Source organism: Okeania sp. SIO2C2 (assembly GCF_010692625.1).
Classification (GTDB): domain Bacteria; phylum Cyanobacteriota; class Cyanobacteriia; order Cyanobacteriales; family Microcoleaceae; genus Okeania; species Okeania hirsuta.
In genome coordinates this window covers 41686-55081 of record NZ_JAAHGM010000047.1, presented here as the reverse complement: position 1 = coordinate 55081, position 13396 = coordinate 41686, and the positions used below count along the sequence as shown (strand labels likewise).

Below are 13396 nucleotides of genomic sequence, written 5' to 3'. Positions count from 1 at the left end.
CCACTTTGATACTCTTGAACTATAAATTCCTTTGTTTGGTAGTATAAAGCTCCATAATAAGTCTGTCTTTCCTTTTGATTTTTCATCGTAATTTCTATTCTTTTATCTGTTTTTCCCCAAGCATAACTTAATACATCCCCCATAGCAGATGACATTAGTCAATCATAAACACTGCTTGGTTTCCCGCTTCTATTTCCGGTTGCCATTTTGCCAATTTATCCTCTATTTCTTTTTTTTTTGCTTTCACTTATTCATCATTTTTAGCTGGATGATTTTTTGGAGTTTTTTTTCAACTTATTTCAGCCTCTTTGAGTAAGTTATAATAAATCTGATTGGACTCAAAAACGACGTTATATTGGTTCTGTAAATAGTTTTGCAAGTCTGATAATCTCAGATAATCTTGTTCTCTCAACCAATCAATTGTTCTCTCTTTTTATTCAGCCTTTAAGTAACCTTGTGTTCCTTTATATTGAAGCCTTAAACTTTCTACGCCGTGAAATAGTGCTTGGTTTTTCCATTCACTAATAAAACTCTGAGAAACCTTTAATAATTCTTTGACTTCATGGTAGGATTTTCCCGACAAAATCATTTTTACCGCCAAGGCTCTTTTAATTTCTTTGGCCTCTTGTGTTTGATTGATAAAATCATCTAGTTCCTTGTAGAATATTCATTTTTTTTCTTTTAAGTGGAGATGTTATTATTACTATTATATCTATTACGACCTATTTAGGAATTCTATATTACTAGACTAATCACCTCAGTACGAAATCATATTGCTTATCCTTCTTCAGAAAATAGTTATTCAAAGGATATAATAGCTATTCAATCTCGCTTGTCTTCTCATTTAGCATTTGCATTTCTACAATTTACGACTCAAGCACTAAATTTTTTGGTCAAAAATTACCTGAAGTTGCTTTAGCAATGCGTCTAGCTAAAGCTCAAGGTGGAGGTAAAATTATGGGTATAGCTTTAAAAGATTAGAAATATAAAATTAGCAAAAATTAACTACAGCCTCAAGTTTTATAATTAATATAATGTCAAGCATCAAGTGTATTTTAATTCAATTTTTTGACATTTTAATCTAACTATTTCCTATATGACAATCCTAAATAGGTTGTGAAAAATTTAATTATAGTTAATAGCCATTAGACATCTCTAAAAAAAGATCAAGATATAGACTTTTTGTAAGAGCAGGAAACAGAGAATATATTTTCGCAATCAAGATACGAAAAATGATTTTGTAAGTGACTTTTACAACTTTAGCTTATCTTAAATAAAGAGCAAGTTGATTTTCTGTAGATATCTATTAAAAATCCTTTATATTCTGACTCGCTGACTCCAGCAATTCTTACTCCTAAGCAACACTAAAATATCACAAATGAAATTAGAATGACTATATAACTATGGTAAAACAACCAACCCCTAAAAAACGTGCTGAAGCTCTAGATGCTCTACGAGGATTTGCTATTTTAATGATGGTATTATCAGGCATAATTCCTCGTGATGGAACACTTCCTACTTGGATGTATCATGCTCAAACACCACCACCAAATTATGTATTTAATCCTAATATTCCTGGATTAACTTGGGTAGATATTGTTTTTCCAATTTTCTTATTTGCAATGGGAGCATCTATACCCCTAGCTTTATCTCGATTAATAAATAAAGGGTGGCGATACATTTCAATATTTTTATTCATCCTGAAAAGAGGATTTTTGTTGGGAACTTTTGCTATAGTGCTTCAACATTTTCGACCGCACATTATTAATAATGCAGAGGAAATTCCGGAAAAGTGGAAACTTGCTTTATTGGGATTTTTAATCCTATTTTTAATGTACAGTCGTTTGCCAAAATTTATCCCCAAATTTATCAATCAATTTATGAGTATAGCTGGGTGGAGTATATGTATTTTAATTCTGAGTAGATTAACATATCCAGATGGTAGTAACTTTTCATTAGAACGCAGTGATATTATCCTCATCGTTTTAACTAATATGGCTGTTTTTGGTTCAATAATTTGGTTATTTACTCAATCTAATTGGTGGTTACGTTTAGGATTATTGGGAATATTATTAGGGCTAAGATTTTCTGCTGCTGATGATGGATGGGTAAAAGATTTTTGGTTTAACTCTCCTTTGCCTTGGATTTTTAGATTTGATTATTTGAAGTACTTATTTATCGTCATTCCAGGTACTATTAGCGGAGATTTAATTTTAAAATGGATGAGAAATAATGAAAGTAGCGATCGCGATTCGACATTAGAAAAATGGCCAGCTAGTCGTTTTTTTATTATTGCAGTATTAATGCTTACTATTGACTTGGTATTATTGATTGGGTTACAATCTAGGCTAGTTTTAGAAACAACTTTAATCAGCGGAGTTTTATGTGCTTCTGGTTGGTTATTATTCCAGCAACCAAGTAATAAGATAGAAAATTTACTCAATAAACTTTATGGTTGGGGAATTTATTGGCTAGTATTAGGATTAGCTTTTGAACCTTTTCAAGGTGGAATTAAAAAAGATAGTGCTACTCTAAGCTACTTTTTCATTACTACAGGAATGTCTATTTTTTTATTAATTCTATTCACTGTTGTTAGAGATTATTTTCAGCAAAAAAGTATTCTCAAATTATTTATCTATAATGGTCAAAATCCAATGATAGCTTATGTGGTTTTTGGTAACTTACTCTTACCTATCTTGAAATTAACTGGATGGTATGAAAAAATTGCACAAATGACTCAAACAACAGGGTTAGGATTATTAACGGGATTTATTTATACATTAATAGTGGCATTAATTGTAAGTATTTTTAGCAAATTAAAGCTTTTTTGGAGGACTTAAAAACAGCAAAAAAAACTAAAATATTATCGGTAATTTTGTAGATGTAGTAATTTCCTGTGGAGTCAGGTAACAGAGATGGGATAATGGGTCGGCATAAACAAACCTGGTAGTGTAACAAAAGAGGAAACAAAAAATATTTCCAATTTTTAAGTTTCAAAGAAATAGTATTGACAAATTATTTGACTTTTTCTAATACCAATTTTATGTAAGGCTGCACTTGAATCAGTTAATCTCCTGGGTCGGAAGTGCGAAATTCAGGTGTATGATGGAGGACTCAGATCCGCCACAAAGGTGTACCACTAATTTTTTTAAATATACTGAGAGTCTTGAACCTAATATTAAAATATAGATAATTATGAAATTAATTCATTTATCTCTGTCGATCTACGGTCAATTCAAAATTGAATCTTATTCTATACAGCTTTATTTTAATTGGGTATTAAAATATTACTACTTGTACAGTACTACCAATATTTATTAACAAGAGAAGGAGGATTTTATGAGTAGTATAATTCCTGTTATTTTCGTATGGTTTATCACATTATTTGGAGCTTGTGTAGGTATTGTCATTGGAGGTACTATTGGGGGAATTGTTGGTGCAATTACTAATTTAATCACTAAATTTAGATGCACGATGAGAATATTCAATGCAGCAACTTTTACTTCACTTTTGAGTACGTTCATTTTTATAGTTGTAGCTCATCAAAAAATTCAACCTCTAAATTGTGCAGATGGTTTAGATGGATTTTATGCCTGTTTCAGTCCACTACTTATCCCTTTTTGGGGAGCAATTATTGGAGGAATATTTGGCTCATTCGTAGGAGTTATAATGGAAATATATACTAAATCTAATAATTAAATTCAAGGGTGTATTGAAATATCTGATATTAATTTTGAATAAATTAGTTTTGAAGAACGAAGAAAGCTTTAGTTATATCCTAGAAGAGAAGGAAAAAGTGCATGGGGATACTGAAAAATTGCAACTTTACCTATACAAACCCCAACAAGCTTGTAAACAGTGTGACGGTAGTGTATTAAATCCATAAGGGAAAAGATCATTACTTGTATTTCAGATAAAATTGATCTTTGACTCTCTAGTTCAACTTTCAGCCTTTGTGAAATAACTCTACCATTATTTTTCGTATTTCATATCATCTCAAATCAGGTTGAATAACCTCACTTCAATTTAGTAATCATATGAACTATAAAAAAGAATGCTATGAATAATTTCCCTGCTTAAAAGACTGTACTTAGAAATATAGATTTTACTAAAAACAGAGTTTGACTCTAGCTAAATAATATATAGGCTATTCCTACTGACTCCTGACTGTTTGAAACAGCCTAAGTATTTGTAGCAAAAATTTTAGTATTTAATATCAGTAGGGGAAACAAAAAAAAATTATACCTGAGTCTTATATGATTTTTTCTTTCCTAACAAACATAATTAATTCTATGAGCAATAACACAATCTCGTCCCTGTTCTTTTGCTTGATAAAGCGCCTGATCAGCATCTATTAATAATGTACGACCAGATAATTGTAACGTAGGAATTACGCTACTTACTCCTAAACTTATAGTTACATAAGGACTTACTTTTGAACAAGCGTGAGGTATTTCAAACCTTTTGATTTCTCTCCTAATTAATTCTGCTCTTCGTAAAGCTTCCTCAATATTTGTATTTGGTAATATAACTCCAAATTCTTCGCCACCATAACGACAGACTAAATCTGTAGAAAATTTAGCTACCTTGCTAATAGCTTGAGCAACTTTTTTGAGGCATTGGTCTCCCTCTGGATACCCATAACAATCATTATAATATTTGAAATAATCCACATCACAAAGGATAAGAGATAAATATTTTTTGTCTTGTCTAATACCAATTCCCAAAAGTATTACTATACTTGGGCAATACTTCAGTTGTCAACTAATTAGCACAAGTAAAATCACTTTTTTGCTAATTTCACCTAAGTTAATGTTAATTATTCTTATGTTTGATTCTCCCCCCACTACCCCACTACCATACTCCCCTGCTCAACAAAGTGTAGAAAAGTTTTTGAGAAATGGTATAAGTTGCTCCCATTTTTGATGAAAATATTCATCGAATGTACGACGATTAGCCAAAGAAGTTAAAATATCAAAACTGGCAATTAGTTTTAAATTTTGGTTTGCTTTTTTCAGAGCTAACTCAGATTTTTTACGTTGAATTAATCCACCTAACTGAGTTGCCACAGCATTAACTAACTGTATAGAATTTTGATCTAATGTTTGAGAAAATTTATGGAAAAATACTAAGATAGCTAAAACCTGTTTATCTAGAATAATCGGTATTCCCAATGCAGATTTAATACCTATTTTTTCGGCAATTTGAAAACAAATAAAAACTGAATCTTTTTCCTGATAAATATCTTTTACCCATTCTGTTTGCTGAGAATTCCACACCCTTTGTAGTAAGCTTTATTGGGAGTTAAAGGTAATAATTTGATGCTGTTGTCGAAATTTCAAAGCTGCTGGTAAAGTACCGTTATTACTATTACTAGAATACCATCCTCTACTAAATTTGAGCATTGTAGCTTCTGGGTCAGGAATCCATGCTTCTCCAAAATCCCAATTCATTGTTTGACAAACTTCTGCTAAAGTTAATTCTAATGCTGATTCAATATTAACTTTTTTAAAATTCAGCTTAACAAGTATAGCATTTTTAATACTGGTGAGGTAGCTTTGCCTTAGCAATATTCTGAATGCTAATTAGTTATGTAGCAGTAAATAATTTCCGACTGCTATATGAATTTATATTGATTTAGTTAATCATTTTTTCAATCTAATAATTGACTTTTATTTATCAATACTGAGCGACAACACAAGTTGATTTGGAAGCTGACTTTGGTGAAACTAAAGCAACTACATGAGGAACAGGACGTGGAGTATACCTGACTAAAGATTTACCTTCATAAACTAGAGACGTACTAGCTCCAGAATCTAACATAACTGCATCCCGAAATCCTACTTGTGCTAAAAGTTGAGCAAGTTTAACGGAACCAATTCTTTTATAAGATACACCAATGATAGGTTGACCACTACGATGAATACCCCAAAATGCTCGGTGACGAGGTTCGTTGAACTTGAATAATTCACCAAAACTTTCTGGTGGTTGAGGTTGATAATTTATCACTAAAAATGCAGCTCCCACAAAAGCATCTGTAACATTTGGCATCTCTGCTTTTATGCCTTTGATTGTATTGTGATTTTCGGGATTAAAAGGAATAAAATTTACTTGATCATCACTAATTAATACTAACGGACGATTCTTTAATTTATTGTTGTCATAGTTATCTCCAGGCACAAATTTTTTTGTATTCTGACTAAAAATCGGACCAATTACTTTGTTAGAATCTAGTTTTTCCAGAGAAAAAAATACTCCATCCACTCCAGCGATCGCCTCGTTTTTTGCCACAATATCTTTAACTTGATACCGACTATCTGCATGAATAGTTATTGGTTTTCCTCCAGAAATTAAAATTAATGGAATTCCTTGAAGAGTTATTTTATTTTTGATAATTTGACCAGTAAAATCAAACCCAAATTTCCAGGGAGGTAATTGTAATCCACCAAAAGTTTTTGCAATTGCCTTTTTTAATCCTGATTGACCAAAGCGGTCTATTGCCAATAAACTTTTTGATTCATTACTAAAGATATTTTTATTATTTTCCATTGTTAGTGCTGCTTCATATCCCGCTACTTTTACCCAAGCACTAACACGTTCATCATATTTACCTTCTGGATAAGTAAAATAGTTAATTTTTATTCCTAATTTTTTCTCTAAAATTTGCTTTGATTTTAAAATTTCTGCTTGTAGTTCTCGGTCAGATAATTTAGTTAAATCTTTGGGATGAGTAACACTATGGGAAGCAATTGTGACTAATGAATTTTTTGCCATTTCTTGCAATTGTGACCAAGTGAGAGTAGAACGACCAACTATTTTGCCTTCTATTTTGTCTGTATATACTGAGAAAACTGCTGGATAATTATATTTTTTGAGTAGGGGATAAACTATTTCATAATGACCAATATATCCGTCATCAAATGTCATAACTATTGGTTTTTCTGGTAATGCTTCTCCTGTGCGTAAATGCTGAATTAGTTGGTCTAAACTAATGGGTGTTACTCCACTTTCTTGAATTAATTCAAGATGCTTTTCAAATTGTTTTACTGTGACATCAAAAGAAACTTTTTTCTTGGGCAAAATATCGTGATACATCATTACAGGAACTTTCCCTAATCTTGCTCGTTCGTGAATTGTCGGCCAAGGATTGGGTATAGTATTAGCAGCAACAATTGTTTGTTCTCCCAGTGTTGTAATTAAGTTAGCTAATCCCATTTCTGGATTCGTCATCCAGTTAGAAATAGTTAGTAACTTATTTACTAAATTATCGACTGATATTTCTGATAATTGAATATTGTCATTGTTGCAAGATTTAAGAGATTTCAAATTAGAGGTAGTTTGAGCAACTATTGGTTCTGGCAATAGTCCGATTAATAGAGTTAAACTCAGATATAAACTGAGTCGATTGTGATTGTTAGCCATTTTTAGTCAATTTTTGAAGGAACAGAAAAAGCAAATTTTGGAAAGTTTCCCACAGTTGTCTATAGGATAAAAAATGACAATCTAGTTTGAATTTATCTAAATATTTGAAAAATACCAATAAAAAGAATAGCAGGATTTTTTAGGCAGTTTATCAATATTTTTATTTGTTTTAATCAATGTATAACAGCTAACAAAAATAGGGATTAGTTGTTTAAAAAGAGGTTAACAAGAGATTAATAAAATTGTCAGCATTCAGCCATGGGGGGTCAGCTTTCCTCCTCCGGAGGAACTACGTTAACAGGAATTAGTAGTTTGAGGATTTGAGTAATATTGAGTCGTGAGCAAGTAGCTAATATATTTGGTACTTTTAATCCTGTTAAATCTTTCAACTCTGATTCCTTCTTCAAGGGCAATTAAGTTAATAGCTGATAGCTGACACCTGAATGCTTGCATAAAATTTTATATTTCACACCAAGCTAATCAAACCTTTACTTAAAGTTCAGATATAATTAACCTAATTAATTGTAATTGTGGAGAAAAAAATGAAATTAAACCGTCGTTATTTCCTAATTTCTCTCGGCAGTGCATTAGGATTAGCTTTTAATTATTGCAAAAATTTTCAGCAAACCAAGACTACAAACGTAGAAAATTTTAAGTCTCAAATTCCCGGCAATCAGACTTTTAATCCCTCAGAAATATCGACTCCATCAACACCCGCTCCTCCAGGAATGTTTGCCCCAAAACAAGGAGATATTCGACTCGTAGTTATCAGCGATTTAAACAGTAGTTATGGTTCCACAACTTACCAACAGCAAGTAGAAAAAACTATTCCTTTAATATCTGAATGGCAGCCAGATTTATTACTTTGTGCCGGTGATATGATTGCCGGACAAAAACTGTCACTTACTGAAGAAAATATTCAAGCTATGTGGGATGGTTTTGACCGTTATATTGCCACACCATTACGTCAAGCAAAACAACCTTTTGCTATTACTATTGGCAATCATGATGCTTCAGGTTATTTCAAAAAATCTGGGGATGGATATAAGTATGAAAAAGAGCGCAGACAAGCACAACTTTATTGGAGCAAACATCAAAATGATTTAAACATAAATTTTTTAGAAGCAGATGGATTTCCTTTTTATTACAGCTTTCTCCATAAAGAAATTTTTTATTTAATTTGGGATGCTTCTATGCTTCGGATTCCTAAACAACAATTAGAATGGGTAGAAAAAAGTCTCGCAAGTAGTCAAGCACAAACAGCAAAAATGCGAATTGTCATGGGGCATTTACCTTTTTATGCTGTTGCTCCTACTAAAAATAAAATTGGTGATGTTTTAGCTAAAGCTGATGAGTTACGAACTATCCTAGAAAAGTATAATGTTCACCTATATATTAGCGGTCATCATCATGCTTATTTTCCTGGTTATAAAGGTAATTTGAAGTTGCTTTATTCTGGTGCTTTAGGTAGCGGTCCGCGTACTTTAATTGGTAGTAACTTATCTCCCAGAAATACTTTGACAGTTGTTGATATTAATCTAGAGGAAAACAAGAGTTTTTATACTACCTATGACATTAATACTTTAGCAGTGGTTAATCCACAGGAGTTACCAGAAAAAATTATAGGTTTAAATGGTTGGGTTTTACGAGAAAAAGAAGTAATGTTGCCTAGTTAATAAAAATTGGGATAATCTGACATACTGTCTATCGAGGTAATTTAAAATTACTTGATTCTAGAGCTTTAGGTGGGGTCCTGCTGTTGATATTAATTTAGAGGAAAACAAGAGTTTTTATGCTACCTATGATCTGAAGACTTTAGTAGTGGTTAACCTGCAGAAATTACCAGAAAAAATTACAGGTTGAAATGGTTAGGTTTTGCCGGAAAAAGAAACAATGTTGCCTAGTTAGAAAAAATCAAGAGAATCTAACACACTGTCTATCTAGGTAATTTAAAATTACTTGTTCTAGAGCTTCAGGTAGAAGTCTGCATAATTTAATTAGTACTAACTTATCTCCCAGAAATACTTTGACAGTTATTGATATTAATCTAGAGCAAACCCAGAGTTTCTACACAACAGGTTCTGGAGACTTTAGTAGTGGTTAACCTACAGGAGTTATCAGAAAAAATTACAGGTTTAAATGGTTGGGTTTTGCGGGAAAAATAAACAATGTTGCCTAGTTAGAAAAAATCAGGAAAATCTAAACACACTGTCTATCGAGGTAATTTAAATTACTTGCTCTGGTGCTTCAGGTAGGATTCTGCGTAATTTAATTAGTACTAACTTATCTCCCAGAAATACTTTGACAGTTATTGATATTAATTTAGGGCAAAACAAGAGTTTTACCGAATAATTAAGGTAAAAAAGCTTTTATGTAAAGAAGAAATAAATCCCAAAAATCCCCTTCGTCAATCCTATCGGTTTTTAGGAGAAGTAATTATCTTTTTCTTTATGAGTTTAATATCCCACCTGAAAGGGTATCTATAAACCCCAATCAATTGTATACACAAAGTGGTTTTTCGAAGACTATTCCCATTCACTTTTGTCTTCTTCCTTCTCTCCTAGATAACTAAAGCCTTATTACTTTTTACTTCTTCTTTCTGATACCAATTAACTTTAGGGATGTCACAAATAGTTTCCAAGTTTAAATGTCAAATAATTGCCCGAAACTATCGTCTTATCAAAGTTTTTAGTCGATCAAATCTAACTTATAACCTCAGCATTCAGCCATTAGCGGTCAGCTTTCCTCCTCCGGAGGAACTACGTTAACAGGAATTAGTAGTTTGAGGATTTGAGTAATATTGAGTTTGAGTCGTGAGCAAGTAGCTAATTTATTTCAGAATTTTAATTCTGTTAAATATTTCAATTCTGATTCCTCAAAAAAGCGCAATTAAGTTAATAGCTGATGGCTGTATAGCTGACACCTGAATGCTTACCTTCTAACTTCTGCCTTCTGCCTTCTTCAATAATTGTTAAAACTACCTATGATCAGTAGTTAATTCACAGGAATTACCAAAAAAAATTACAGGTTTAAATATAGTAATCCTAAATTGGTTGTGAAAATTTTTATAATATTTAATTTGAACTGAAAACATGAATAAATTCTAACTCCTGACTCCTGACTCCTGACTCATAACTGCCAGCAAAATATTACAACTTAAATAGGATTGCTATAGTTAGGTTTTGCGGAAAAAAGAAACAATGTTGTCTAATTAACAAAAATCAGGATAATCTGACATACTGTCTGTTGTAAATCATTTTTGGCAATCTATTATGGCAACAATTAACGATAATTACCTCAAACTTAAAGCAGGTTATCTCTTTCCAGAAATCGCCCGTCGCGTAAATACCTTCGCTGAAGCTCACCCAGAGGCCAAAATTATCAAACTAGGTATTGGGGACGTCACCGAACCCCTGCCAGCAGCTTGTCGTCAGGCCATTATTAAAGCAGTAGAAGAAATGGGCGATCGCTCAACTTTTAAAGGTTATGGCCCAGAACAAGGTTATGGTTGGTTGCGGGAAAAAATCGCGACTCAAGATTTCCAAACTAGGGGATGCGATATAGATGCTTCTGAAATATTTATTTCTGATGGATCTAAGTGCGACACTGGTAATATTCTTGACATTTTTGGCCACGATAATACTATTGCCGTGACTGACCCAGTTTATCCGGTGTATGTGGATACTAATGTAATGGCGGGTAATACTGGAGATGTGAATGAGAAAGGGGAATATGAGGGTTTAGTTTATTTACCTATTACCGCAGAAAATAATTTTACTGCCGAACTTCCCACTCAAAAGGTAGATTTGATTTATCTGTGTTTCCCCAATAACCCCACTGGTGCAACTGCCACAAAAGAATATCTCCAGACTTGGGTAGATTATGCTAAAGCGAATAATGCCATTATTTTATTCGATGCTGCTTACGAAGCATTTATTACCGATGCAAGTCTTCCCCACTCCATTTATGAAATAGAAGGAGCAAAAGATTGCGCAATAGAATTTCGCTCCTTTTCCAAGAATGCTGGTTTTACAGGTACTCGTTGTGCGTTGACTGTTATACCCAAAACTCTCAAGGGGAAAGCTGCTGATGGTAGTGATGTAGAATTATGGAAATTGTGGAACCGCCGTCATTGCACAAAATTTAATGGAGTTTCTTATATTGTGCAGCGTGGTGCTGAGGCAGTTTACTCTGAGGAAGGGAAAGCACAAGTTAAAGCGTTGGTCGGATTTTATTTAGAGAATGCCAAAATTATTTGCTCCCAGTTACAAGCAGCAGGGTTAACTGTTTATGGTGGAGTGAATGCACCTTATGTTTGGGTGCAGACACCTACAGGTTTGTCTAGTTGGGATTTTTTCGATAAGTTATTGCAAAATTGTAATGTTGTCGGTACTCCCGGTTCAGGTTTCGGTGCTGCGGGTGAAGGTTACTTCCGTATTTCCGCTTTTAATAGTCGGGAAAATGTCAACGAGGCGATGAAACGGATAACTGAGAAATTTAAAGTTTAGGTAGGCGATCGCTAAAATCAGTATTAGTAGGATGGGCAAATATTCAGTGGTGGAAAATATTCCTAACTGAAGCAACATTTGCCTACCTATTTGTCAATCAAATGGAAAAACTATATGTCTTTTAGTAACTATAAAAGTATTAGTGCAGTTATCCAAGAATTTCAAATTACCTACATTGAATCTGATTTTATTTTGGAGACAGAATTTAGCATTCCTGAATATTTCAGAAATGATATAGAAATAGTTATGCGGGAAGGAGTAGTTGATAATTCAGAATTTGCTATCTGTGAAAACTTAATTTATCCAGTTTTAAAAGAAGTCTGGAAATCTTATTGTAGTAAATTGATTTTGTGGAGTCATCAGTCGCTGGTTTATAACGATAATCTTGCGGGTTTTCCAGAATATATTCTAGCGAAACGTTCTCCACTAGGAAAAGTTGTCTTTGACAAACCTTATTTACTTTTAGTAGAACCAAAACAAGATTAATTGGAGGAAGGATGGGGACAATGTTTGGCAGAAATGGTAGCTGCTCAAAAATTAAATGAAAACCCAGATATGATAGTTTTTGGGATTGTTTCAAATGGCAAAATTTGGCAATTTGGTAAACTACAAGCAAATATTTTTACCAAAAATCTGACTTTTTATACTTTTCAAGATTTAGACCAATTATTTGCCGTGGTTAACTATATTTTTCAACAATGTGAACTACAGCTAGATCCTCAAGTCCTTGCTTAATAAGAGAAACTACTAAAAATGAAATAGTTGTTTAACTATTTTTGCCAAGAGTATTATTTATGAAACCATTAATATTAGATATTTTTTCCGGTACTTAATATTCCAAACATTTGAAAAAGTAATAGCCAAATAGTTTAGTTAGGGTAGGCAAATAGCTAAAATGTCATATAGTGATTTTGATTTAAAAAAAGTCAAAACTGAGTTTAATTTAAAAATTATAGAAACAGAAGATTTATTTTCTCAAGTTGAACCTGTGGAGATTAGTAATCTTTTAGCTGAGATGTTAAAGCAAAATGTACCTATTGCTTTAGCGATCGCTACTGAAAAAGCTAGTTCTGAGCTGATAATTATTAATATTTTGCTGGAGGTTAAGAGAAAACTTCAAATCAGTTTTTTTTCGGGTATAGATTTCTCTGTTGATAGGGATAAGGGGTTGAATGGATTTTGTGATTTTATTATTAGTGAATCTCCCGAACAATTATATTTGGATACTCCTGTAATTGTGCTTGTAGAAGCTAAAAATGAAAGGATAGTTGGTGGTTTAGGGCAATGTATTGCTGAAATGGTTGCAGCGGAAATATATAATCAACAAGATGGTAAAAATGTTCCTTTTATTTATGGTGTGGTGACGACTGGTCATGTTTGGAAATTTTTGAAATTGGAAAAGAATGTAGTGTTTATTGATGTAGAGAATTACTATATTAAAGATTCGAGAAAGATAAGCTGTTAAA

Annotated in this window: 13 protein-coding genes and 1 pseudogene; 8 read left to right on the top strand and 6 right to left on the bottom strand. The window is 32.6% G+C overall.

The annotated features are described in order from the left end of the window. Positions 1-671: pseudogene (locus tag F6K18_RS26915) on the bottom strand (transposase); the annotation flags it as partial. A gap of 732 nt (positions 672-1403) precedes the next feature. On the opposite strand from F6K18_RS26915, the gene F6K18_RS26910 reads away from it, so the two are divergent. The 3 genes from F6K18_RS26910 (at position 1404) to F6K18_RS26900 (ending at position 3886) form a co-directional block, all read left to right on the top strand. Beyond that, positions 1404-2840 carry a DUF5009 domain-containing protein gene (locus tag F6K18_RS26910; protein ID WP_287525362.1) on the top strand — a complete coding sequence of 479 codons (1437 nt, stop codon included), beginning with the start codon at positions 1404-1406 and terminating at the stop codon, positions 2838-2840. Between the two features lie 499 nt (positions 2841-3339). Further along, positions 3340-3699, top strand: coding sequence for a hypothetical protein (locus F6K18_RS26905; protein WP_287525360.1), 360 nt, complete (start codon positions 3340-3342; stop codon positions 3697-3699). Between the two features lie 34 nt (positions 3700-3733). After that, entirely contained in the window at positions 3734-3886 is a 153-nt protein-coding gene (locus tag F6K18_RS26900; RefSeq protein ID WP_287525358.1) for a hypothetical protein, read from the top strand. A gap of 385 nt (positions 3887-4271) precedes the next feature. On the opposite strand, the gene F6K18_RS26895 is transcribed toward F6K18_RS26900, so the two are convergent. From F6K18_RS26895 to F6K18_RS26875, 5 genes are all read right to left on the bottom strand, one after another. After that, complete coding sequence (locus F6K18_RS26895) at positions 4272-4727, bottom strand: diguanylate cyclase (protein ID WP_287525357.1); 456 nt, start codon at positions 4725-4727, stop codon at positions 4272-4274. A 144-nt stretch (positions 4728-4871) separates the two neighbouring features. Beyond that, the gene (locus tag F6K18_RS26890; protein WP_287525356.1) at positions 4872-5279 is read right to left on the bottom strand and encodes a GAF domain-containing protein; all 408 of its coding nucleotides are present in this window, start codon (positions 5277-5279) and stop codon (positions 4872-4874) included. 15 nt (positions 5280-5294) lie between these two features. Then, complete coding sequence (locus F6K18_RS26885) at positions 5295-5570, bottom strand: hypothetical protein (RefSeq protein ID WP_287525354.1); 276 nt, start codon at positions 5568-5570, stop codon at positions 5295-5297. A gap of 109 nt (positions 5571-5679) precedes the next feature. Beyond that, complete coding sequence (locus tag F6K18_RS26880) at positions 5680-7422, bottom strand: polysaccharide deacetylase family protein (RefSeq protein ID WP_287525353.1); 1743 nt, start codon at positions 7420-7422, stop codon at positions 5680-5682. Positions 7423-7688: 266 nt separating this feature from the next. Further along, positions 7689-7829 carry a hypothetical protein gene (locus tag F6K18_RS26875; RefSeq protein ID WP_287525352.1) on the bottom strand — a complete coding sequence of 47 codons (141 nt, stop codon included), beginning with the start codon at positions 7827-7829 and terminating at the stop codon, positions 7689-7691. Positions 7830-7964: 135 nt separating this feature from the next. On the opposite strand from F6K18_RS26875, the gene F6K18_RS26870 reads away from it, so the two are divergent. From F6K18_RS26870 to F6K18_RS26855, 5 genes are all read left to right on the top strand, one after another. Further along, on the top strand, positions 7965-9098 hold the full coding sequence (locus F6K18_RS26870; RefSeq protein ID WP_287525350.1) for a metallophosphoesterase: 1134 nt from the start codon (positions 7965-7967) through the stop codon (positions 9096-9098). A gap of 1596 nt (positions 9099-10694) precedes the next feature. Continuing rightward, positions 10695-11930, top strand: a complete 1236-nt coding sequence (locus tag F6K18_RS26865; RefSeq protein ID WP_287525348.1) for an LL-diaminopimelate aminotransferase — start codon at positions 10695-10697, stop codon at positions 11928-11930. A gap of 114 nt (positions 11931-12044) precedes the next feature. Next, positions 12045-12416 (top strand): hypothetical protein, encoded by a 372-nt coding sequence (locus tag F6K18_RS36900; protein WP_353735184.1) that lies wholly within the window; start codon positions 12045-12047, stop codon positions 12414-12416. Then, a complete protein-coding gene (locus F6K18_RS36895) occupies positions 12417-12665 on the top strand; it encodes a hypothetical protein (RefSeq protein WP_353735183.1) in 249 nt (82 codons plus the stop codon). 160 nt (positions 12666-12825) lie between these two features. Next, positions 12826-13395 (top strand): hypothetical protein, encoded by a 570-nt coding sequence (locus F6K18_RS26855; RefSeq protein WP_287525347.1) that lies wholly within the window; start codon positions 12826-12828, stop codon positions 13393-13395. Position 13396: the final 1 nt, after the last annotated feature.